At 30.5% G+C, this 23,728-nt stretch carries 24 protein-coding genes and 1 rRNA gene; 23 read left to right on the plus strand and 2 right to left on the minus strand.

The window, feature by feature from the left end; translation table 11 throughout:
* The first annotated feature begins 127 nt into the window (after positions 1 to 127).
* The 3 genes from rrf to cmk all read left to right on the plus strand — a co-directional run bounded on the left by rrf (position 128) and on the right by cmk (position 2,131).
* A 5S ribosomal RNA gene (gene rrf, locus WG951_RS16085) occupies positions 128 to 237 on the plus strand.
* 170 nt (positions 238 to 407) lie between these two features.
* Positions 408 to 1,436 carry a type IX secretion system protein PorQ gene (porQ, locus tag WG951_RS16090; protein ID WP_105047953.1) on the plus strand — a complete coding sequence of 343 codons (1,029 nt, stop codon included), beginning with the start codon at positions 408 to 410 and terminating at the stop codon, positions 1,434 to 1,436.
* A 2-nt stretch (positions 1,437 to 1,438) separates the two neighbouring features.
* Positions 1,439 to 2,131 (plus strand): (d)CMP kinase, encoded by a 693-nt coding sequence (cmk, locus tag WG951_RS16095; RefSeq protein ID WP_105047954.1) that lies wholly within the window; start codon positions 1,439 to 1,441, stop codon positions 2,129 to 2,131.
* A gap of 189 nt (positions 2,132 to 2,320) precedes the next feature.
* Here the strand turns inward: cmk and WG951_RS16100 are convergent, their stop codons facing one another.
* Positions 2,321 to 2,950, minus strand: coding sequence for a 7-carboxy-7-deazaguanine synthase QueE (locus WG951_RS16100; RefSeq protein WP_105047955.1), 630 nt, complete (start codon positions 2,948 to 2,950; stop codon positions 2,321 to 2,323).
* A 244-nt stretch (positions 2,951 to 3,194) separates the two neighbouring features.
* On the opposite strand from WG951_RS16100, the gene rpsA reads away from it, so the two are divergent.
* The 3 genes from rpsA to WG951_RS16115 all read left to right on the plus strand — a co-directional run bounded on the left by rpsA (position 3,195) and on the right by WG951_RS16115 (position 7,678).
* Positions 3,195 to 5,006 (plus strand): 30S ribosomal protein S1, encoded by a 1,812-nt coding sequence (gene rpsA / locus WG951_RS16105; protein ID WP_105047956.1) that lies wholly within the window; start codon positions 3,195 to 3,197, stop codon positions 5,004 to 5,006.
* A gap of 430 nt (positions 5,007 to 5,436) precedes the next feature.
* Complete coding sequence (gene glmM, locus WG951_RS16110; RefSeq protein ID WP_105047957.1) at positions 5,437 to 6,828, plus strand: phosphoglucosamine mutase; 1,392 nt, start codon at positions 5,437 to 5,439, stop codon at positions 6,826 to 6,828.
* A 40-nt stretch (positions 6,829 to 6,868) separates the two neighbouring features.
* Positions 6,869 to 7,678, plus strand: coding sequence for a hypothetical protein (locus WG951_RS16115; RefSeq protein WP_105047958.1), 810 nt, complete (start codon positions 6,869 to 6,871; stop codon positions 7,676 to 7,678).
* 30 nt (positions 7,679 to 7,708) lie between these two features.
* On the opposite strand, the gene WG951_RS16120 is transcribed toward WG951_RS16115, so the two are convergent.
* A complete protein-coding gene (locus WG951_RS16120; RefSeq protein ID WP_105047959.1) occupies positions 7,709 to 8,602 on the minus strand; it encodes a lysophospholipid acyltransferase family protein in 894 nt (297 codons plus the stop codon).
* Between the two features lie 84 nt (positions 8,603 to 8,686).
* On the opposite strand from WG951_RS16120, the gene WG951_RS16125 reads away from it, so the two are divergent.
* The 17 genes from WG951_RS16125 to WG951_RS16205 all read left to right on the plus strand — a co-directional run bounded on the left by WG951_RS16125 (position 8,687) and on the right by WG951_RS16205 (position 23,544).
* The gene (locus tag WG951_RS16125) at positions 8,687 to 9,343 is read left to right on the plus strand and encodes a rhomboid family intramembrane serine protease (RefSeq protein ID WP_105047960.1); all 657 of its coding nucleotides are present in this window, start codon (positions 8,687 to 8,689) and stop codon (positions 9,341 to 9,343) included.
* 239 nt (positions 9,344 to 9,582) lie between these two features.
* Complete coding sequence (locus tag WG951_RS16130; RefSeq protein ID WP_105047961.1) at positions 9,583 to 10,923, plus strand: microtubule-binding protein; 1,341 nt, start codon at positions 9,583 to 9,585, stop codon at positions 10,921 to 10,923.
* A gap of 251 nt (positions 10,924 to 11,174) precedes the next feature.
* Entirely contained in the window at positions 11,175 to 11,420 is a 246-nt protein-coding gene (locus tag WG951_RS16135; RefSeq protein ID WP_105047962.1) for a ribbon-helix-helix domain-containing protein, read from the plus strand.
* Positions 11,421 to 11,753, plus strand: coding sequence for a type II toxin-antitoxin system PemK/MazF family toxin (locus tag WG951_RS16140; protein WP_068449889.1), 333 nt, complete (start codon positions 11,421 to 11,423; stop codon positions 11,751 to 11,753).
* A 2-nt stretch (positions 11,754 to 11,755) separates the two neighbouring features.
* On the plus strand, positions 11,756 to 12,781 hold the full coding sequence (locus WG951_RS16145; RefSeq protein WP_105047963.1) for a hypothetical protein: 1,026 nt from the start codon (positions 11,756 to 11,758) through the stop codon (positions 12,779 to 12,781).
* Between the two features lie 119 nt (positions 12,782 to 12,900).
* Positions 12,901 to 13,260, plus strand: a complete 360-nt coding sequence (locus tag WG951_RS16150) for a four helix bundle protein (protein WP_105047964.1) — start codon at positions 12,901 to 12,903, stop codon at positions 13,258 to 13,260.
* Between the two features lie 154 nt (positions 13,261 to 13,414).
* Complete coding sequence (locus WG951_RS16155) at positions 13,415 to 15,373, plus strand: AAA family ATPase (RefSeq protein ID WP_105047965.1); 1,959 nt, start codon at positions 13,415 to 13,417, stop codon at positions 15,371 to 15,373.
* Complete coding sequence (locus tag WG951_RS16160) at positions 15,366 to 15,950, plus strand: NUDIX domain-containing protein (RefSeq protein ID WP_105047966.1); 585 nt, start codon at positions 15,366 to 15,368, stop codon at positions 15,948 to 15,950. Before WG951_RS16155 ends, WG951_RS16160 begins: the two co-directional genes overlap by 8 nt.
* Positions 15,951 to 16,029: 79 nt before the next feature.
* On the plus strand, positions 16,030 to 17,271 hold the full coding sequence (locus WG951_RS16165) for a DUF6638 family protein (RefSeq protein ID WP_105047967.1): 1,242 nt from the start codon (positions 16,030 to 16,032) through the stop codon (positions 17,269 to 17,271).
* 174 nt (positions 17,272 to 17,445) lie between these two features.
* Entirely contained in the window at positions 17,446 to 17,958 is a 513-nt protein-coding gene (locus tag WG951_RS16170; protein WP_105047968.1) for a hypothetical protein, read from the plus strand.
* Positions 17,959 to 18,068: 110 nt separating this feature from the next.
* Positions 18,069 to 19,805 (plus strand): hypothetical protein, encoded by a 1,737-nt coding sequence (locus WG951_RS16175; RefSeq protein ID WP_105047969.1) that lies wholly within the window; start codon positions 18,069 to 18,071, stop codon positions 19,803 to 19,805.
* A gap of 232 nt (positions 19,806 to 20,037) precedes the next feature.
* A complete protein-coding gene (locus WG951_RS16180; protein WP_105047970.1) occupies positions 20,038 to 21,036 on the plus strand; it encodes a lipoate--protein ligase in 999 nt (332 codons plus the stop codon).
* A 123-nt stretch (positions 21,037 to 21,159) separates the two neighbouring features.
* Complete coding sequence (locus WG951_RS16185; RefSeq protein ID WP_105047971.1) at positions 21,160 to 21,525, plus strand: DoxX family protein; 366 nt, start codon at positions 21,160 to 21,162, stop codon at positions 21,523 to 21,525.
* Positions 21,512 to 21,907 (plus strand): OsmC family protein, encoded by a 396-nt coding sequence (locus WG951_RS16190; protein ID WP_105047972.1) that lies wholly within the window; start codon positions 21,512 to 21,514, stop codon positions 21,905 to 21,907. Before WG951_RS16185 ends, WG951_RS16190 begins: the two co-directional genes overlap by 14 nt.
* Positions 21,908 to 22,010: 103 nt before the next feature.
* Complete coding sequence (locus WG951_RS16195) at positions 22,011 to 22,544, plus strand: NADPH-dependent FMN reductase (protein ID WP_105047973.1); 534 nt, start codon at positions 22,011 to 22,013, stop codon at positions 22,542 to 22,544.
* A gap of 2 nt (positions 22,545 to 22,546) precedes the next feature.
* Positions 22,547 to 22,795, plus strand: a complete 249-nt coding sequence (locus WG951_RS16200; protein WP_105047974.1) for a glutaredoxin family protein — start codon at positions 22,547 to 22,549, stop codon at positions 22,793 to 22,795.
* A 311-nt stretch (positions 22,796 to 23,106) separates the two neighbouring features.
* Positions 23,107 to 23,544: a MarR family winged helix-turn-helix transcriptional regulator gene (locus WG951_RS16205; protein WP_105047975.1), complete on the plus strand. Its 438-nt coding sequence runs from the start codon at positions 23,107 to 23,109 to the stop codon at positions 23,542 to 23,544.
* The last annotated feature ends 184 nt before the right edge of the window (positions 23,545 to 23,728 follow it).

Consider the following 23,728-nt stretch of genomic DNA (forward strand, 5'->3'; position numbering starts at 1 on the left):
TTTAGATATTATTTTACCATATGTTAACTTATACTTTAGCAAAAGCTAAAGAGTTATGAGTTATAAGTGTTGAGTTATGAGTTGAAAAACTTTAAAACTTGGAACTTTAAACTTAGAACTAAAATCTTAGGGTGGTTATAGCATTGGGGCTCACCTCTTCCCATCTCGAACAGAGAAGTTAAGCCCAATCGCGCCGATGGTACTGCATTTATGTGGGAGAGTAGGTCGCCGCCTTTCTTTAATACGGACTAATGTCCGTATCTTTAAACCTCAATTCTTAACGAATTGAGGTTTTTTTATACAATAAATTTAAAGACATTGTTGTAATTTTATCATATTTGTGTAAGGTAATTGTAATAATATAGTTTATTTTCGTTATTTATTTAGCAGTCGTTATTTATTTTTTAATGAATTATAAAAACATCTTATTTTTTACTTTTTTATTTTCTTTTTGTGCTATTAGTGGGCAAGTTGGAGGAGAGAAAGTGTATCAATTTTTAAATGTTTCTACTTCTGCTAGACAAGTAGCTTTAGGTGGGGAAGTGTTGGTATTGATGGATGATGTGAATCAACCTATATGGAACCCTTCTGTTATTGGTGGAGATATTGACAATAAAGTTTCTGTAAATTATACGAGTTATTTAGCTGGAATAAATATTGGATCTTTGGCTTATGCTAAAACAATTTCTAGGAGGTTTGGAACCATACACGGTAGTATTAAATATATTGATTATGGTTCTTTAATTGGTGCTGATGAGCAAGGTAATGAAACGGGGAATTTTGGAGCTAATGATATTGCTGTTTCTTTAGGGTATGCTATAAATATTCCTTATTCTAATTTTTTTATTGGTGCTAATGTTAGAGTGATTAATTCTAATATTGAAAATTATACATCTACTGGTGCTGCTACAGATTTAGCCATTTTATATAATAGTCCTTACAAACCTTTTGCAATTACTTTGGTGGCTAGAAATATTGGTACTCAAATACAAACCTACAATGGAGTAAAAGAAAAATTACCATTTAAAATTGCTTTAGGTGGTTCTTATAAATTAGAACATGTTCCGTTAAAATGGTATGCAACTATTGATAATTTACAACAATGGGATGTATCTGTACCTAACCCTTCTGAACAAACAACAGATTTAGAAGGCAATGTTACTGAAAAAAAAGTGGGTTTTATTGCCAATACTTTTAGACATTTGGTGATTGGTGGAGAGTTGTTTCCTGAAAGTGCAATCAATTTAAGATTGGGATATAATTTTAGAAGGGCAGCTGAATTAAAACTACAGAATGCAAGAACGTTTAGTGGTTTTTCTTTTGGCTTTGGAATTAAAATGAATAAATTAAAATTTAATTATGCCTATTCTAAAATTCATTCGGCAACAAATGCAAGTACTTTTAGTTTATTAATAGATTTAGATAGGAGAAGATAAATATGAGTAAAAAAATTATTATTGCAATTGATGGATTTTCATCGACAGGAAAAAGTACAATCGCTAAATTATTGGCTAAAAAGTACAATTATATTTATGTTGATACTGGTGCAATGTACAGAGCTGTTACTTTATTTGCAAAACAAAATAATTTTGTTGGTAAAAGTTTTTTAGATAAAGAAAACCTTGTTTCTAGTTTAAATGAGATATCGCTTACTTTTCAATTTAATGAGAAGTTAGGTTTTGCAGAAATGTTTTTAAATGGTTTAAATGTAGAAAAAGAGATTAGAACTTTAGAAATTTCTCAATTAGTTAGTAAAGTTTCAGCCATTTCTGCAGTAAGAAAAAAGTTAGTTGCAGAACAACAATTAATGGGGGAAGATAGTGGAATAGTGATGGACGGTAGAGATATTGGAACGGTTGTTTTTCCGGGTGCTGAATTGAAATTATTTATGACGGCTTCTGCTGATAAAAGAGCTACTAGACGTTATAAAGAATTGATTGATAGAGGGGATAAAGTAGATTTTAAAGATATTCTTTTTAATGTGGAGGAACGTGATAGAATAGATTCTACAAGAGAAGATTCTCCATTATTGAAAGCGAATGATGCTATTGAATTTGATAATTCTGATATGGGAATAACAGAACAATTTGAAAGAATTTGTGCCTTAGTAGATGCCAAACTTTCTGTTTAGCTAATAAGTTTACAGATACACTTAGCCCTGATTGAAACGGCATCCTTTTTATAGTTTTGTAAAAACTTAAGTAACTTTTAATAATGAAGTTGACACGGTTTACAAGAAATTGAATTTTGTAGTGACCTCTATAAAAAGATATAGTGGAAAGCAGGAAATAGCTTCTAAAAAATATAAAATATCTGAATATTATGGAATATTCAGATATTTATGTGTTTGTAAAGAAATTTTCCATTTTGGATTTTTCATGACATAATCTACAATTAAAGCGGTCATTTTTTCTTTTTTACTCCATTCTGGTTGTAAATAAAGTTGACATTTAGGACCCACTTTTGCCGCTTCTTGTTCTGCAAAAGCAAAATCTGAGGTATTGTGAATAATCATTTTTAACTCATCTGCTTCTGGGTAACACTCTGCCAAAGGCATTTTTGTTTTCTTGGGAGAAAGACAAAACCAGTTCCATTTTCCAGAAAAAGAATAAGCTCCTGAAGTTTCTATATGTGTTCTAATGTTGTTTTTTTGTAACGATTCTGTAATATAATCCATAGACCACATTAAAGGCTCACCACCCGTAATAACAACGGTGTTGGCGTGTTTTTTAACGTTATTTACAATGGTATCGGCTAGTGTTGGTGGGTGCAATTCAGCATTCCAACTTTCTTTAACATCGCACCAATGGCAACCCACATCGCAACCGCCAACTCTTATAAAATAAGCGGCTGTACCTGTGTGTGCACCTTCACCTTGTATGGTATAAAACTCTTCCATTAACGGAAGCATTATTCCTTTATTTACTAAATCTTTTGTATTTTTATCCATCTTCATTAAAATCTACCCATAACGGTTTTAAGAGTGCAAAGGTAGTTTTTTGTATATCAAGAATAAAAGGAATAATAAATTAATTCTAATTGCTTAATAATCAAAACAATTTTGTAAATTTGCACTCCTTTTTACGATAACAGATTTATAAAAGGAAAAGTATAAAACAATTTATAAAAACAACTCTTTGCGTTTTTATCGTTAAAATCTGGTAAACAATAAGATACAAAATTATTTTAGACACATGTCTGAAGAAACAAAAAACACTGAAGCGCAAGTTGTTGCTGCTGATGTACAAGAAACAGCAACTCCTGCTGTAGATCCAAAACAATTTTTAGCTGATTTTAACTGGCACAAGTACGAACAAGGTATTGAAGCAGTTGATGAAGAAAAATTACAAGCATTTGAAAAAGCGTTAGAAGGAACTGTAGGTTTTGTAAACGAACGTGACGTAATTGAAGGAACTGTAATCAGAATTACTGATAGAGATGCAATCATCGATATCAACTCTAAATCTGAAGGAGTTATTTCTTTAAACGAATTTCGTTACAACCAAGGTTTAGCTGTTGGAGATAAAGTAGAAGTATTAGTTGATAAAAGAGAAGATTCTTCTGGTCAATTAGTATTATCTCACAAAAAAGCAAGAGTTATTAAAGCATGGGAACGTGTTAACAATGCTCATGAAACTGGTGAAGTAGTTAACGGTTTTGTTAAATGTAGAACTAGAGGTGGTATGATTGTAGATGTTTTCGGAATCGAAGCATTTTTACCAGGATCTCAAATTGACGTTAAGCCAATTAGAGATTACGATCAATATGTAGAGAAAACTATGGAATTCAAAGTTGTGAAAATCAACCACGAATTTAAAAACGTTGTTGTATCTCATAAAGCTCTTATTGAAGCTGATATTGAATTACAGAAAAAAGAAATTATTGGTCAATTAGAAAAAGGACAAGTATTAGAAGGTATTGTTAAAAACATTACTTCTTATGGTGTCTTTGTTGATTTAGGTGGTGTAGACGGATTAGTACATATTACTGATTTATCTTGGTCTAGAATCAATCATCCAAATGAGGTTGTAGAATTAGATCAAAAATTAAACGTTGTAATTTTAGACTTTGATGATAACAAATCTAGAATTCAATTAGGATTAAAACAATTATCTGCTCATCCTTGGGAAGCTTTAAACAACGAATTAAAAGTTGGTGATAAAGTAACTGGTGAAGTTGTTGTTTTAGCTGATTATGGTGCGTTTGTAGAAGTAGAACAAGGAGTAGAAGGGTTAATTCACGTTTCTGAAATGTCTTGGTCAACTCACTTACGTTCTGCACAAGATTTCGTGAAAGTTGGAGATAAAGTTGAAGCTCAAATTTTAACTTTAGATCGTGAAGACCGTAAAATGTCTTTAGGGATCAAACAATTACACCCAGATCCTTGGACAGATATTACTACTAAATACCCAGTTGGTTCAACGCACACAGGTACTGTAAGAAATTACACAAACTTTGGTGTTTTTGTTGAGTTAGAAGAAGGTATTGATGGTTTAGTTTATATCTCAGACTTATCTTGGACTAAGAAAGTGAAACATCCATCTGATTTTGTAACTGTTGGTGATAAACTAGAAGTACAAGTATTAGAATTAGATGTAGAGAACAGAAAGTTAAACTTAGGTCATAAGCAAACACAAGATAACCCTTGGGATGCTCATGAAGCTACGTATGCAATCGGTTCTAAACATGAAGGAACAATCAAAGAAAAGAATGATAAAGGAGCAGTTGTAACTTTTGCTGATGGAGTAGAAGGATTTGCACCTACAAGATTCTTAGAAAAAGAAGATGGTTCTAAATTAGAAAAAGGAGACAAAATCGAATTTGTAGTTTTAGAATTCTCTAAAGAATACAGAAGAGTTGTTGTTTCTCATACATCTTTATTTAAAGAGCAAGAGAAAAGAAATGTAAAAGTTGCCGTTAAGAAAGCAGCAGAAGCAGAAAAAACTACCTTAGGAGATATTGGTGGTCTTGCAGCATTAAAGAAAAAAATGGAAGAAGGTAAATAATCATTTACATTTCTAATATATTTTAAAAGCCGATACAATTTGTATCGGCTTTTTTTTGTGCCTTAAAGTTTCTACAAACTTTGTAGGTATCAGTATTCAAAAATTTTAATTTTTGAACACTAAACACTAAACACTAAACACTGAATACTCATTTAGGACGTTCCCTAAAAAGGTCGGGCTTTCCACTATATCTTTTTATAGCTGTCATTGCGAAGTTTTATTTTTTGTAAACTGTGGGAATCTCATAATTAATAGATTGCTTCGTTCCTCGCAATAACGCTTGTTAAAAAGCGCTATAAAAAGGATGCCGTTTCAATCCCTAACGCTAGCTAGTTATCAATACGTTACAATATCAAAATTAACAGCTCACTAATTTATTTTATCACTTAATAGAATTATATTTGTCCTGCTAAAAAAGACAATATAAATTATGACATTAATAAAATCAATTTCAGGAATTAGAGGAACAATTGGTGGTAAAACTGCCGATAACTTAACACCAATAGACGCTGTAAAATTTGCATCTGCTTACGGAGCATTTATTAAAGCAAGAAACGCTAACAAAAAAAATATAAAAGTAGTAGTTGGTAGAGATGCTCGTATTTCTGGTAAAATGATATCTAGTTTAGTAGCAAATACTTTGGTAGGTTTAGGTATCGATGTAATCGATTTAGGATTATCTACAACCCCAACCGTAGAAGTGGCAGTACCTTTAGAAAATGCAGATGGAGGAATTATTTTAACAGCATCTCACAATCCTAAACAATGGAATGCTTTAAAATTATTAAATGAAAAAGGAGAGTTTTTAAACGGAGAAGAAGGAGAACAAATTTTAGCTTTAGCAGAAAGTGAAGATTTTTCATTTGCAGAAGTAGATGATTTAGGTTCTTATAAAAAGAATAAAAAATACTTAAAAAAGCATATTAAAGAAGTTTTAAAGCTAGATTTAGTGGATGTAAAAGCCATTAAAAAAGCAAAATTTAAAGTAGTTGTAGATGGTGTAAACTCTACAGGTGGAATTTTTATTCCTGCTTTATTAAAAGAATTAGGTGTAAAATGTATCGAATTATATTGTACACCAAACGGTGAGTTTCCTCACAACCCAGAGCCTTTAAAAGAACATTTAACTGATATTTCAGAACTAGTAGTAAAAAAGAAAGCAGATTTTGGAATTGTAGTAGATCCAGATGTAGATCGTTTGGCTTTAATTTCTGAAGATGGTTCTATGTTTGGAGAAGAATATACATTAGTTGCTTGTGCAGATTATGTTTTAGGGAAATTAGGTGGTGGAAATACTGTTTCTAATTTATCATCTTCTAGAGCCTTAAGAGATGTTACAGAAAAACATGGCGGAACGTATACTGCATCTGCAGTAGGTGAAGTAAATGTGGTGATCAAAATGAAAGAAACCAATACTGTAATTGGTGGAGAAGGAAATGGAGGAATCATTTATCCTGCATCTCATTATGGTAGAGATTCTCTAGTAGGTGTTGCTTTATTTTTATCACACTTAGCTAATAAAAAAATGTCTTGTAAAGAATTAAGAGATTCGTATCCAAGTTATTTTATGAGTAAAAATAAAATTCAGTTAACACCAGAAATAGATGTTGACAAGATTTTAGAAACCATGGCTTCTACTTATTCTAATGAAGATGTAAATACAATAGATGGTGTAAAAATTGACTTTGCAGAAGAATGGATTCATTTAAGAAAATCGAATACAGAGCCAATTATTAGAATTTATACAGAAGCTAAATCGCAACAAGCAGCAGACGATTTAGCAGTAAGATTTATCAACGAAATTAAAGAAATAATAGCGTAACGTTTTGAAAACAAAAGTAATAGTAGGTTTATCCTTATTGATGACAATTTGTACTTTTTCTCAAGAAAATGATACAAAAGATTTAAAAAAAGCAGAAAAAATAACCAATAAAGGGAAATTCTTTCTTTATTGGGGATGGAACAGAGCTAATTACTCTAATTCTGATATACATTTTACTGGGAAAAATTACGATTTTACCCTACATGATGTAAAAGCCAAAGACAGGCAAACTCCGTTTAGTTTTAATGATTATTTTAATCCAGGAAGAATTACCATTCCTCAAAACAATTATAGAATAGGATATTTCTTAAAGGAAAATTATACAATTTCTATTGGTGTAGACCACATGAAATATGTTATGGTACCAAACCAAACCGTAAAAATTGATGGAGAAATTAATGAGGGTACAAGTTATGACGGCGTTTATAATAATGACGACATTGTGTTGGCTGAAGATTTTTTAAAATTAGAACATACAGACGGTTTAAACTATGTAAATGTAGAGTTTAGAAGATTTGATGAAATTGGTCATTACTTTGGTATCAATCATAAGAACTTTCAAATAAACCTTACAGAAGGTTTTGGAGCAGGTATTTTATATCCAAGAACAGACGTAACTTTATTAAATAAAGAAAGACACGATGAGTTTCATATTGCAGGTTGGGGAGCATCAGCTGTAGTAGGACTTGATTTAACATTCTTTAAATACTTCTTCATTCAATCTGATTTAAAATTTGGGTATATCAATATGCCAGATGTAAGAACTACTATAGATCCAACTGATGGAGCTACTCAAAGTTTTACTTTTTTTCAGAGAAATATTCTTATTGGAGGAAGGTTTAATCTTTAAAAATTAAAACAAAATAAAGTATCAAAAGGTTTATAAAAACTCTTTTGGTACTTTATTTCTATGTTTAAAACGTTTGTGAGACCATAAATATACTTCAGGTTGGTTTCTAATATTTCTTTCTGTTATTTCTAAAAATTTATCAGTAAGTTCGTAGTCTTTGTAATCTTTTGGTGTTTCTGTAACCAATTCAAATTCTACCTCATAATGCCCTCTTTTTACTCTTCTAGAGGTCCAATAAACAAAACTCATATCATACCTTTTAGAAAGCGCTTCTGCACCAGTATGTACAGGAACTTTAATCCCCATAAACGGCGCCCAATAATGAGCCTTACTCATCTGTGGAGATTGATCACTTAATAGAATATAAATTCCTTGTTTTTTATTGACAAAATTTCTGTGAATTTGTCTTATGGTATCTGTAGATCTGTACAAGGTTCCTCCAAATTTAGAACGCGACATTTTAACCACTTTTTCAAAATGCTTATTTTCTACTTTGGTATACGCAGCAAAAAATGCAGGATCTTTAATTTTTAGAGGTAAGCCTGTTAGCCATTCCCAATTTCCTTGATGTATCCCTACCAAAGCAATACTTTTTCCATTTTCAGAAAGTTTTTTTAGTAGAGAAATGTTTTTGTATTTCATTCTCTTAGAAATTTCTTTTTCAGAAATGGTAAAAGATTTCATTGTTTCTACTAAAAAATCAGTTAAATGTTTAAAAAAACCTTTGCTAATTTTAGTTATTTCTTCGTCACTTTTTTCAGGAAAAGCCAATCTTAAGTTTTCTAAAACTACTTTTTTTCGATAGCCAATAATGTAATAGTTTAGTAAAAATAAGCCATCAGAAATAAAATACAAAACCCTCATTGGTAGTTTAGAAAATAACCAAATAAAAGGATATATAAGTGTAAAAATGATAAATTGCATACAGTACTTTTTGGTATTGCAAATATCGTATATAAATTTAAACTGTAGTAGTATTAGTAAATCAGATTTTAGTATGTTTGTTTTATGATGAACAATATAAATCAAGCAGTTTTAATTCTTATAATAGCCAATGTTTTGGTTTCTATGAAAGGGTTTAAAGATTATTCTTTTTTAGATAAATATAAGTTTCAAGTAGGTAAAGTTTTAGCTGGTGAAAAATTAAGAACAATAACCTCTGGTTTTTTGCATGTAGATTGGATGCACCTAGGTTTTAATATGTATGCATTATATCTTTTTGGAGATATTGTTGCAGGTTTTTTAGGTATGACTTATTTTTTAATTATCTATTTTGGTAGTTTATTAGCAGGGAGTCTATATTCATTATATTATCATAAAAAGGAACCTTATTATAGTGCCGTTGGTGCTTCTGGAGCCGTTTCTGGTATTGTGTATGCATCGATACTTTTATATCCAGCAATGGAGTTGTATTTGTTTTTTATTCCGATACCAATTCCGGGTTATATTTTTGGTGTAGGCTATCTTTTATACTCTATTTACGGGATGAAAAAGCAAGTTGGTAATGTGGGGCATTCGGCACATTTAGGTGGCGCAATTGGTGGATTTGTGGTAACACTTTTATTGCATCCCTCTTTATTTATTACAAATAAACTTTTGGTAATATCTTTAGGAATACCAATTATACTGTTGTTACTTTTTGGAGACAAACTAAAAAATTTATAAAAATAAAAACCGAAACTAATTAGTTTCGGTTTTTTTATGAATCATGTTCAATAACCTCTATGAATTTAATTAGAAAAACAGAGGGGTCATCCATCAATAAATAATAAATATTCTTTGTGTTGTAACAAATAAAGAATCTGAGCTACATATATTTAGAGGCGATATTGTTTTTATTTCAAAATTTTTAACGAAATTGCTTGTCTAAAAATTGTTCAACTTAAAAAAAACAAAAAAGAACTATGTCTGATGATTTTGATTTACTAGAAACTAGTGCAAACAAAAAAACTGAAAAAGTAGATGTAAACTGGGGGAAAGCGATTGACACCATGAAATCTAAATTGGCACAAGAAGACGACCCCGAATCGCGTCAAAAAATTTTAAACGCAACCTTAGATGATGTTGTGCACATGGCAGAAAAAGACAGAACCACGCTTTTAGATGCTATTAAAGACTTAACAGATTACCAAGACGAAGTTGGTATTATGTTCGAAAAATTTTCAGCTTTAAATTCAGACGAACAAAAAGTTATAGACGATGCTCAAAAAGCATTAGAAAGAGCAAGAATAGAATTAGAAGATGCCCAAAATAAAGCAGACACTTGGTGGAACAATTTATGGGGAAGAAAATCTAAAATTAAAAAAGAAGAAGCAGAGTTTGCAGCCGCAGAAAAAGTACGTGCAGGTGCAGATAATAAAGCAAAAGCACTGTTTCAGCAACGTATAGAAAGTGCCGATATTCAAACGCTATTAAGTGAGCTTTCCTACAAATCTCAAGCAGCAGTTACGCGTTTAAAAAATAGAGAGGTAGAAATAAAAGAAGTAGAAGAAAAGTTAAAAGAAGCCATTGTAGAGGCTTCTAAAAATCATACAAAGGCTTTAGCAAAAAAGAAAGAAGTAGAAGCGCAATTAGAAGAGCAGTATGCTTTATTAAAACAATCTCGACAAGAATTAGAAGAAATTGTAGACAAACAATCTACTGCTTATTCAGAAGCAATTGGTAAAATGACTGCTATTGAGCAAAAAGTAGAAGAGTTAGAAGGTCTTAAAAACGCCTACACAACCTTAGCTGCCAGTAAAGATAGTTTTGTGCATAAACACAATTTAACCATTAAAGTATTAACTTCTTTGCGTTCTAATTTACAAACGCATAGAGCAAAATTAAAGTCGGATACTGAAGAAAGATTAAAGTATTATGATGGTTATGTGGTGGCGTTAAAAGCAAGAACAGATCAAGAATTTGCGGCCATTTTAGAGCATTTAGGTGTAAAAACAGATGAGCATATCGGAGAAACTTTAGCATCTATGCATTCTGCAAGTGCTAGAGCACGTCAAGAAATGATGGATAATATTCCGGTTCACGAAAAAGTGATGACCGGTGTTTATAGCTCTTACGCAGAGGCTTTGCACGAAATTAGAGAGAAAGATGTAGATATTCAAAAGAATTTTGCAGACCGTTACGGAATAGACATGAAAGAGATTTTCGAAGACTATTACAAAGCAGATGCAACTGCACCAAAAGGAACGGATGCTCCTGCAGCAAAACCAAAAACAGATACTTCTAATGACGATTTGTTAAGTTAACGTCATTGCGAGGAAGGATGACGAAGCAATCTGTTAGTTATAATAAATATTATTTTGGGCGTTACCCCAATGAAAAATTGGGGTCAGGCTTTTCATTATATCTTTTTTTTCGTTCCTCAAAAAAGGATGCCATTTCAATCCTTAACGCAGGCTTGTTTAGTCGCTAATTTATTAATTTAGAGGTGTTTATTTTTTTAATCAATATGTGTAAATAATAAATATATATTATATTTGTAAAAAATAAATATAAAATGGCAACATTCACATCTTCTTTACCGGATAGTCTTTTAGAAAAATTATCTGTATTGGCAAAAGAGTTAAAACTTCCTAAAAATAGGTTAATAGAAAATGCTTTAGAATTGTATTTAGACCAAGTAGAAAAAGCGAGTTATATTCAGTCTTATAAGCAGGCTGCTTCGGACCCAGATATTTTATTGATTGCAGAAGAAGGCATGCAAGAATATTTTACAGAACTTAACGATGCAGATTCTAATTAAATGAAACAAGGCGAAATTTGGGAACTGTATTTAAATCCTACAAAAGGTAGTGAACAAAGCGGTAGAAGACCAGCAGTTATTATAAGTGGTAATATGGTAAATAAACATTTACAGGTTGTAATTGTTTGTCCATTAACCACAAGTATAAAAAATTATAAAGGAAATTTAATTATCAACCCAAATGAAATAAACGGATTAGAAAAGACTTCAGAAGTGTTGACTTTTCATGTTCGTTCTGTTTCTAAAACAAGGTTGGATAAAAAAATAGGTAAAATTCCTTTAAAAGATATTGAAGTAATTAAAAAAACTTTAAACGATATTCTTAAATTTTAAAAATGATTACAACACCTTTAGATTCTGCACTTTTAGATTCAAAAGAACAATATGTTTTTTATCATAAAATGGTAGATTTTGTATTAAAAGAACTCATTGTAAGTGTGCAACAAGAAAAATTATGTACACATCAAGAACTGTTGCTTTTTAAACAATATTCAGATTTACTTTTATATTCTATCGAAGCCATGCGTATTAAATATATGTATGACGAAGAAGATCATATGAAAGTCGATTTAACAGATTCGGGGTTTCCTAATTATTTAGAATTTCGATTTTTGTACAACGATTTAGAGTTAAGAAATCAGTATTTAGATAAATTAAAAGATGTAGATACTCTAAAAGCAGAATTTTTAAACACACTTTTAGTAAAAAAACAACCCATTAAAAGGTTAGATTTATTTAAAGCATCTTCTTTTGTTTATTATACTTCTGTAGAAAAAAAATACATTTTTAACAGATTTGTACAAGGTAAAATTCTAACCGCTAAAGAAGGTCAGAATTATCAATATATGACAAGTTGGAGTTTTTACGACGTAAGTCATAACCGACCTTTTATATGTTATATGTATTTTAATTATGATGGAAAAATAGACAAAGAGAAAATTTATGAAGTCTTAAAAGAAACTGCTGATAGAGAAATGTCTTTAGATACAATGGCCTACAATATCGATCGAAAATTACCAGATATTCAGCCAAAACATCTTAAAAGAATAGATTTAGGACCGTTTCATAATGTATTTGCAAAAGACGAAAATGAAATTACTCATGCTATTTTAAGTGGAATTGCTAAAAAAGAAATTGCTTTAGAATCGTACGCTTTATCATTAAAAATTGACGAAGTTTTTTCTGGAGATACGTTTACAGAAGGAAGTTTTTTCTCTAAACAAACCCTACAAAAATGGAGTGATGTTATTCCACAAAAATATGTTTTTGCACCTCACAGAATTATTCAATTATTACATAATCAAACACCAAGAACGTTAGATAAATTGGCAAAACCTCCGATTGAAGTAAGTTCACTTTAGTGAGCAGTCTTCAGTAGGCAGTTTGCAGTTATCAAGTTAGTGGATAAAAAATAAAAGGAGAAAAATAAGAAAATAGAAATATAAATAAGCAGAGTAAACTGTGGACTAAACATTATAAAATGAGTTTTAAAACGTTATTAGCTTATAAAAAAGGATTTGCTTTGGCTATGGAAATTTTTCATTTGTCAAAGACGTTTCCAAAGTCTGAATTGTTTAGTTTGACTTCACAAATTGTTCGTTCAAGTAGGTCTGTTTGTTCTAATATTTCTGAAGGATATAGAAAAAGACAATATGAAAAGCATTTTAAAAGTAAAATATCAGATGCTGATAGTGAAAATTCAGAAACTCAGTTATGGTTAGATTTTGCACTAGCATGTGATTATATTTCAGAAGAAAAGAAAATTGTATTACAAAATAAAAGTGAAGAAGTAGGTAAACTTCTAAATTATATGATGAATAACTCTGATAAATTTAGATAATTATAAGTAAACTATCTTCAGTAGGCTGTTTACAGTCAGCAAATTTGTGAAATAAAAAAAAGAGAAAGAAGAAAAATAAAATAAATAATAAGCAGAATAGGAACAGCAGCGTAAAACTGCCAACTGAAGACTGCCAACTGCATACTGAAAAACTATGAATCATAACTCAACTTTTCCTATAAAACAGAATGAACTAGATATGCTCAGAGATGAAGCTTCTGGTTATTTAAAAAGTATTCAGTGGGAGCAAAGTAATAGAGCAAAGAATAAAGATAAAGATGCAAAAGACGCATCAATTTTATTGTATTTATCGAGAGCTAATAATGGAAGCAATGTAGAAGTTACCTCTGTATCTAAAACTATTTTAGCTTTAAAAAAGAGATTATTGCCAGATTCTATTGCAATTCCTGTCTATTTGAATCAGACCTTATACGCCGTTCAAGAAGGATTGACTTTAGGAATTTGGATTAAAGACAATTATTATGATTCTTCGGGATTGTCTAGTTTACATGAGCGAAAATCGGCATTAGATACCCAAGGAAAACGAGAGTTTGAAAGCAAAATGCAAACCGCAACCGCTTTTCAATTATTTGCAATTTCGTATAAAATTTTACACGATTTAAAACCACATGCTTCAGACGATTTATCTGTAATGAAGCAAAAGTTTGCAGGCATTCCAGAAGTCTCTCTTTTATCACCTTTAAAAGGAATTGCCTGTACTTTATTTTATTTTGATAAATATTTAGGACATCCAGATATAGTAAAGTCAGACAAAGATGTTATTGATTTTACTATGGTTTATTTTGAAGCTTTAATTGATGAAATTCAATTACGTAAAAGCAGTTTAGAATATACAGAAACCATAGTTGATAGAACCTATAAATTAGAAAATTCTGATTTTGCAGTATCAGGTTGGGAAAATGCATTTTCAGGAACCGCAAAAAGTATTGAGTTTAATAAAATTCAGTTCGAGCAAATTGTTGGTAATAAAGACGCCAAACATTTTGCACGTAGATTAACAGAAAGAATGTTGAGTTACGATTTTGAGGCAAAGAAAAATCCGTTTCAAGAATTGGGTGGTTTTATGCCAGTTTTTATGGGATACGGAATTCCAGGAACAGGAAAATCGATGTTAATTGCAGCGATTGCTACACGGCTGAAAGAGCACGCAGATCATTTAGACATTCCGTTTTTATTTCATCCAATGCCAGATACGTTGATTTCTACTTTTCAAGGAGGTTCTGCAGAAAAAATGGTAGAATGGATGAAACCCATGCAAGACCCAACAAAATTAATTTTTGCACCTATAGATGATGCAGAAAACAACTTGCAAGAAAGAACTACACAAGGCGTTTCTGCCGGAGTTAAAGAAGTTATTGGAGTTTTCTTAAGATACACAGAAGGCGCTTATGCGGTAAATTATGGAAATTCTTCTATCGGTTTATTTACCAATTTGCCAGAAATGCTAGACAAAGCGGTTATTTCTCGTGTACAAGGAAGGTTTAAAATTGATGGAGCAAGAACAGAACACGATTTTTTAGATCAGGATTATATTTGGTGGAAAAAGTTTGAAAAAACCATGCCCGACTTTGTAAACATGCAAACCCCGTCTAATTATGAGTTTTTAAAAGATCAAGGATTGGCGAAAAGTATGGGAGAAATTTTGAGTTCTGTAGAAAAACCGTCCGAAGAAAGAGTTTTAGAAGCATATGATAGAGCAGAGAAAAACCATAGATCTAATGAGCATTTATTCTTTGCGATTTTATATAAAGAAATTCAGAAAATATTTCCATTCTTTTCATCAAGAGATGTGCGTAATATTCAGTCTGCAATATCGTTGCGATTAACAGATTTCGATTTAGAACAAGATTGGTTCGAAAATCCTGAAACGTATTTCAAAAAAGACTATCAAACAAAGTTTAACATGTTGCAAGAATTAATGAAAAGCAATATGAAAGGTTTAAACTTCTCTGAGGTTAGAAGACAAGAAGTGGTGCGTTACTTAGATAATGTTGCTACCATTGCAGACACAGATTTTAAGAGAAAAGTAGATGCAAGAGTCAACCAAATGAATATTGATTTAGAAGCTAGAAAAACATTTGATAATGAGTAACAAGCGAATAAAAGATATCGAAAAGACATTACTGTCCAACAATTATTACACGTTAAATAAATTCAATTTTAAATATCTAATGTCTAACGGAAGTTGGGTACATCAAATGAGAGAAGTGTATGAACGTGGACATGGAGCTGGTATTTTGTTATACAATACCACAAAAAAAACAGTGGTTTTAATCAAACAATTTAGATTGCCTACTTTTTTACATGATAATAAAGACGGTTTTATAATTGAAATTCCTGCAGGTTTATTAGATGCAGATAATCCGGAGCAATGCATCATTAGAGAAACTGAAGAAGAAGTTGGAATTCGTTTAAAATCGGTAAAAAAGATTTACGAAGGATATTCATCACCAGGAGTTTTAACAGAAAAAATGCACTTTTTTATTGGCGAATATACAGACGATATGAAAGTGAGTGAAGGTGGCGGTTTAGAAAGTGAAACAGAAGATATTGAAATTTTAGAAATTCCGTTTACAGAAGCAGTAAGAATGTTAAATGAAGGAGAAATTGTAGATACAAGAACTATTGTATTATTGCAATATGCTATTATTCATAAATTAGTAGAATAAATCTGTCATTCCTGCGTAGGCAGGAATCCATAATAATTAAAATAGGTTCCTGTTTTTACGGGCATGACAAAAAGAAAAAATGCAAAAATTAATACAATCCAATTTATATAGAAGTGAGTCAATTTCCGTGAGTGGAAAATTGGTAGAGCGTTATAATAAATGTTTGGTAAAACTAGGGTTTACAAAAACTAAATTGACTTCTTTTTCTATTGATGGAGTAGGTTGGAGTCCAGAAATAGCCGAAGAAAAAGGAGAGCCTTTTTATCTAAATAATGGAGAGGCAAATACGCACGCAATAATTATTACGCCAAAGCAAAAAGGATTACCGGTTTACAATCCGTTTAATTCTTTTGATAGAGAATTGATGAAATTGGTGTTTAAACATCACGAAAAAACCATCAATGAGATTACAAGAGATTCTGCAATTTGTATTGAGTTTGATCAAAAAATAGATGCTTTTTACGAGCCTTTAGATGTTTTACGATATAAAGATATTATCATTAGATTTCATTTAATTGATAATTTAAATAAAGCCAAGGAAGACCAATTAAAGTTAATAGAGCAATTTAATTATGAATATAATTTTATTGATGAAGAGATTCATAAAGAACTGATACGTTCGGCTAAAAAATATGGAGATTTAAGAGAAAGAAATCTAACGATAGAAGAAATTATTTTTACCACAGATTCTTTTTATACAAAAGCTTTTGGGGGTATTTATTTATTAAGAGATTTGGTAACACCTGTGCTTATTTTCGAGAATGAAGCAACTTATAAAGAAGCGATAAAAGATACAACATACGATGTTTTGATGTATCATATTTCTCACTCAGAAATGATTGAAAAATTATTGAGTTATAACGTTCTAGAATTAGATTTACAAGAGGAAACCACTAAAAAAAGATATAAGAGAATTCAGAAATTTATGTTTTCATCCTTTTTAAAGGAAACAGCGCATCCTATAAAAGAAATTTTACAAGACGGAATTTTATTTAAAAGCTATTTGAATAAAATAGATATTTCATCAAGAAAAAAAGTGATGGGTTTAGAACGTTTTTTAGAAAAACAGCAAATTTCGAAAAATACAAATCCAAAAGATCTTATTGATGAAGAAATGTATATTGCCTTGCACAAACCACATTCATCATTAAAACCTAATCATCAAGATTTAATTTGGCATTTATTAGTTAATATTGCTCCGAAAGATGTGTTATTTTTGTATTGGTATGATAAAGAGCAGTTTTATACGCTTTTTAAAACTTTAGAGGATTCAACACAAGATTGGGTTGTTGAGACAATTTTAAAAGGGTTTGAAGCATGAGGATTGAAGTAAGAAGTTTAGATTAGAAAGTTTGAAAATTGTATCTTTATAATAAGAAAAATAAGTTTAAAATCTTGCTAGGTTTTAAAAACCTTGTAGGTATAAAAATACTAGTTAATCAATTAACTTGTAAAGTCAAAAAAATAAAGACCTTGCAGTAGAAATCTATAAAAAATGACCATAGAAATTATCATATTTATCGCAGCAATTTTATTGGGAGTTGTCATTTATTGGAGAGAATCTAGAGGAAATAAAATCTATTTATTTTTCAATAAAATAATGAATTCGAAAGAATTACAAATGAAAGATACAGACACAAAAGGATTTGTGTTTCAGCAAAATTTTGTTTTAAGGTTTGTTTATATTGCTGTTTTGTTTCTACTCGGAATTTTAATTGTGCAATTTTTAATTCCGATAAATTATGCAACAATTTCATTGTTTGCGTCTATGATTTTCGGAACTTTGATAGGAACTTATATTGCAGGAGCTATTTTTAAATCATCAGAAATGATAGAAGAACAAACAGAATCTATCGAAGAAAAGTTTAATGAGGTTGTAGAAAAAGGAAAAGATTTTATTGAGGATTTTCAATCAAAAGAAACTAAAGATGTAGAGGTAACTAAAGAAGTTCCTAAAGTAAACGAGAAAAGTGCAAGAGAACGATTGAAAGACAAAGGGTTATTATAAAAAACGTCATTACGAGGAGTTTTAGACGAAGTAATCTTTTAAATGAAAACTAAAAATTAACAGATTGCCACGACTTTTTATCAAAAGTCTCGCAATGACAGATGTATATTATGTTAAAAAATTATTGGAGTAAAGGTGCAAAGCAAAAGAAAAGAGTCATTCTATTTTTTATAATATTATTGGCATTATTATTCTTTTTTAGAGACGATTATCAGCCTGCATTAATATTTGTTAGAAAATTTATTTTCATAATTTTATTATGTTTTTCGGTGTTGTTTTTAGGGGTAAGAAGTTTTAGAAAATCAGCAAGTGTGGGTAAAAGAATCGGAATTTTATTTTTCTTATCCGTTTTTTTCGGAATCTTATATTATGTAGGTTGGAATTTAAAATTCTACGATTATATGAAAACCTATAATGTTTTTAACGATTTAAATAAAATAGAAATTAACGAATTACCGCTTACTCAAAACGAAAGAATTCAACCATTAAGAAACATTTTTTCTATGGCAAACGAATCTGTAGGTGAAACCAAAGATGTCTCCTTACCTCATTTGGTAAGAGTGGATGGGCATAATCAATGGACGATGGCGATTCAGCCTACAGAAAAATACTATTGGCAAGGATTAAAAGACAACACAGAAGAAGTTTTTTCAGTATCGAGTACAACTCCTTTTCCTCGTTTTTCATCAGAAAATAGAATTGCAGTTACGTTTTCTATTGGTGAGTCTTTAAAGTTTAGTAGAAATACTTACAATGCTGTTGTGCAACGTTTAAACCCGTGGATGCTGTTTAATTACGAGCCAAGTGATACCTATTACATGAAAAATGATAAAGGCGCTTGGGTAGAAGTGGTGAGTTTAATTAAATGGAAAGGATTCTTTTTTCCGTATCCAAGTTTTGGAGGTGTAATGGTAATTGAAAACGGAGAACACGATATAAAAGATTATATAGAAAGAATTACCATCGGAAAAGGAACTTATATTTCACCCGATGAAATGAAAAACTATGCATATCTAACAAAACAAAATACGTTGGCAGAGAAAATATCTCGTTTGCAAGCAGAAAGTTTAAAGTTTTTGGCAGGTTTTTCAGATCCTTTGCCTTGGAACATGGAAAGTGCTGTAAAGATTCCTACGGCACCAAAAGATCAAAATGCACAACCTTATGTAACCGATTTCGATTTTTCAGACTCTAAAACAGATGCTTTTAGTGGTTTGTATCATTGGTTTGGTTTAGAGCCAGTGGGTATGGAAAGAACCAGTTTAAGCTTTAGTGTGTTTATTCCTGCAGACGGAACCGATAAATTATATTATTACGATCACGCATCTAAAAAACAAGGATATGCGGGTGTTTCTGCAATGCCTTTAAAAGTAAAAGAATCTAAAAAAGAATACGATTGGAGTTCTAATACTCCAGTAGAATTTAGACCTTATATTAAGAACATAGCTGGTAGAAAACGTATGTTTTTTCTAGGTACCGTTTCTACAATTAGTGATGATAACCCAGAACAATTTGATGGTTCTGCTACGCCAGATTTAGCTTTGGTAGATAGCGAATACAGAGATGTAGTTTGGATAAACGCTAAAAAACCAAGTACTTGGAACGAGGAAGTGTACAACCAATTAAATGAAGCTTGGAGAACCAGTGAAGGAAAAAACCTATATTTCGAAAAAGAGAAAACTATTTTAGAACAGAACAAACAAGTTTTAGATTCTATAAAATTAATTTCTAATTTAGATAAAAATAAGCAAATTTTAGATTCTATTAAGTTGCTTTCTGCACAAGATAAAAAACGAATGGAAATAGAAAAACTTCAAAAGCAATTAGATTCTTTAAAGAATAATTAATAGTTTTTGTAGCTATTTCCCGCTTTCATTACTCGCTTTTTTTGTTAATAAAACAAAAAAGAGCTCAAACATGCCATTCAATCGGGGCTAAACTTGTTTGCCAATTCATATTTAAAAAAGCTATTTCTAACTTTTTTAAATAGCCATTTTATGCTTTTATTTTAGGTTTAAATACTTAAAACAGGATTAGAATATCTTTATATTTGTTAGCTACAATTAATAGATATAACCTATGATTTTTATTGATAATGAGGGGTGTACAAATCCTAAACTAAACTTAGCATTAGAAGAATATGCATTAAGAAATTTTGATGCTTCAACAGATTATTTATTATTTTATATTAATGCGCCATCTATAATTATTGGTCGTAATCAAAATACTTTAGAAGAAATTAACCAAGAATATGTAGATCAAAATGATATAAAAGTAGTGAGGCGTATTTCTGGCGGAGGAGCAGTCTATCATGATTTAGGTAATTTAAACTTTAGTTTTATAACCAATCACGACGGAAAAAGTATCAGTAATTTTAAAAAGTTTACAGAACCTGTAATTCGTGTTTTAAATGAGTTGGGGGTTACTGCCGAGTTAAAAGGTAGAAATGATATTTTGGTTGATGAAAAGAAAATTTCTGGAACAGCCCAATTCTCTACAGGAAAAAGAATGATTAGTCATGGTACTTTATTGTTCGATACAGATATGAGCGAAGTAGGAAAAGCACTTCATGTAAAAATGAGTAAAATTCAATCAAAAGGACATAAATCGGTTAGAAGTCGTGTAGCAAATATTAGTGAATTTTTAAAAGAACCAATTACAATGGATCATTTTAAAAAGCAATTACTAACGGGGTTGTATGAAGCTAAGGAAGATTTTGAAATTCATAAATTAACCGAAGACGAATGGAAAGCTGTAAAAGAATTAAAAGAAGCAAAATACGATTTGTGGGATTGGAATTTTGGAAACTCGCCAAAGTTTAATATTCAACGTAACAAACGATTTTCAATAGGAGAGATAGATCTGCGTATTTTTGTTGAAAAAGGGCATATTTCTGACTTTAAAATTTATGGAGACTTCTTTGGTAGGCAACCCGTTGTTCATCTTGAAAATTTGTTAATAGGAGTTCCTTATGATAAAAATGAAATTACCAAGAAGTTACGTCAAATAACTATTTCTGACTATTTTGGAAAATTAGAAAATTCAGAATTTATAGACCTTGTATATGGCAATGATTAATTTTTTTTAATCATTCTGGTAATAAAATAGGTGTTTTTATTTAAAAATATTTCCTTGGATTTATTTTCCTTGGTAAATAGTTTTTTAATATGTAACTTTGCATAGAATTTAAAACTAATTAAGATGAAAACTACAAAAATTATATATTTCATTTCTACGGGGTTATTAACATTAATCATGCTTTTTTCTGCCGGTATGTATATTTTTAATCACGAAGCAGTAGCAGGTATGTTTACCAATTTCGGCTATCCAACGTATATTATTTATCCGTATGCAATAGCAAAATTATTAGGTTTAGTAGCGTTGTGGTTTGTAGCTAATAAAACGATAAAAGAGTGGGCATATGCAGGTTTTTTCTTTGCATTTATTTTTGCTTTTTTTGCACATATTATGATTAATGATGGAGAACAAGGTGCAGCTATAGCAGCCATGGTTTTTTTAATTACCTCTTATATTACTCATAAGAAAATAACAAATGGCAGAGCTTAAAAAATCTGAAGTAGTTTTAACAAACAGAAACTATTTAGCCGAAGCAAAAACAAGAAATCACTTTTTAACAATGGATCAATCTGTTGCTGCTGGAGGTGATGATAGTGGCGCAACACCGGTAGAATTTTTATTAACGGCAATTGGCGGTTGTGTTGCTATGACGTTAAGAACGTATGCAGAAAGAAGAGGTTGGGATATTGGAGAAATAACAGTAACTGTTACGCAACAACAAGATGAAAGTGGCAAATACTTAACCGAAGAAATATCCTTTGAAAAAGAAATAACAGAAGAACAAAGAAAGAAATTATTAGTATTTGCAGGCAAATGTCCTGTTGCAAAAATGATAAAAGGAGAAACTGAAATTGTTAGTAATATTCAATAAATCAGTTTGCAGTATCTCTATTCAAGGTCTGTCAGTTCGAGTGATTTTTCTTTTTTTGAAAAATTGTATCGAGAACAAATTAGCAAAATAAAACAAAATAATTATGAAAAAAATATTAGCATTTGCAGGAAGTACAAGTTCTACTTCTATCAATAAAAAATTAGCAACTTTTGCAGCAGAAAATTTAAAAGAGACTGAATTTGATATCATCGATTTAAGAGATTTTACATTGCCAATTTATAGTGAAGACGAAGAGAAAAATGGTTTTCCAGAAGATGCAATAAAGTTTTCTGCATTACTAGACAATTACGATGGTTTTATACTTTCTTTAGCAGAACATAATGGTTCTTATGCAGCGGCTTTTAAAAATATTTTTGATTGGAGTTCTAGAGTAGAAGCAAGCGTTTTTAGAGACAAACCCTTATTATTAATGGCAACGTCGCCAGGAGCTAGAGGCGGACAATCAGTTTTAGAAACTGCAATTTCTAGATTTCCGAGACAAGGCGCAAAAGAATTAATCTCTTTTTCGTTACCAAGTTTCTATGATAATTTTAAAGAAGGTAAAATTGTAAATGAAGAACTTTTAACGGCTTTAAAATTACAAGTAAGTCAATTTGAAGAATCTGTAAATTCATAAAAATGAAGATTGTATTATACGGTAAACAAGGACATGCATACACCGTTGCTTTTAAAAATTTCTTAAACTCAACCGATGAACCTTATGTTTACAAAGACATTTCTAAAGATGCAGAAGCAAGAGAACACAGCAAAGAATTGTATGGTGGCGTAGCTAAATTTCCAACATTGTTTGTAGATGATAAAGTCTATTTAACACCAACAACGGAAGAGTTTAATAAAATTATGCAAGATTTAAATTTAAGAGCGTAAGTTTTTATTTTGGGATTAAGAAAAGAGAATAAAGAGTGAAAAGTGAAAAGTGAAAAGTGAAAAAAAATATTTTTTTGAGTTAATAAGTTTATTATAAAATCAATTATTTCAATTAATTTTTTTAATTTTCGATTACTGATTACTGATTACTGATTACTGATTACTGATTACTGATTACTGATTACTGATTACTGATTACTGATTACTGATTACTGATTACTGATTACTGATTACTGATTACTGATTACTGATTACTGATTACTGATTACTGATTACTGATTACTGATTACTGATTACTAAATACTGAATACATGGGAGATATTTCTAAAGACATAAAATCTACGTTTAAAAGCAATAAATTAAAAGCTTTTATCAATATAAAATACACGGCAAATTGGATTAGCAGTAGAGAAAATGAGTTCTTTAAACCGTATGCTATTTCGCCACAACAGTATAACATTCTTAGAATTTTACGTGGTGCAAAAGACAGAATTAAAGTACAGATAGTAAAAGATAGAATGATAGAAAGAGCGCCAAATGCAACACGTTTAATGGATAAGCTCTACGATAAAAACTTAATTGAAAGAGAGCGTTGCGAAGAAGACAGAAGAGTCGTATATGTTAGAATAACAAAGTTGGGTTTAGAATTATTAACAAATATCGATGAAAATAAAACGTTGTCTTTTTTAGATAATCTTACCGATGAAGAAGCTTTAACATTAAGTAATTTGTTAGATAAATTACGCTAAAAAAAATTACACTTATATTTTCCATGGAAAATATTTAAAATAGCTAGAAATTAATATTCCAGAAAACCATTAACCTTTATGTATGTGTTAGTGGGAGATATTTTAGTAGTAATTTGCTATTTTAATCAAGGTAAAATAGGGAATTTATATTAGGGCGTTCCCTAAAAAGGTCGGGCTTTACACT

Source organism: Polaribacter butkevichii (assembly GCF_038024105.1).
Lineage (GTDB): Bacteria > Bacteroidota > Bacteroidia > Flavobacteriales > Flavobacteriaceae > Polaribacter > Polaribacter butkevichii.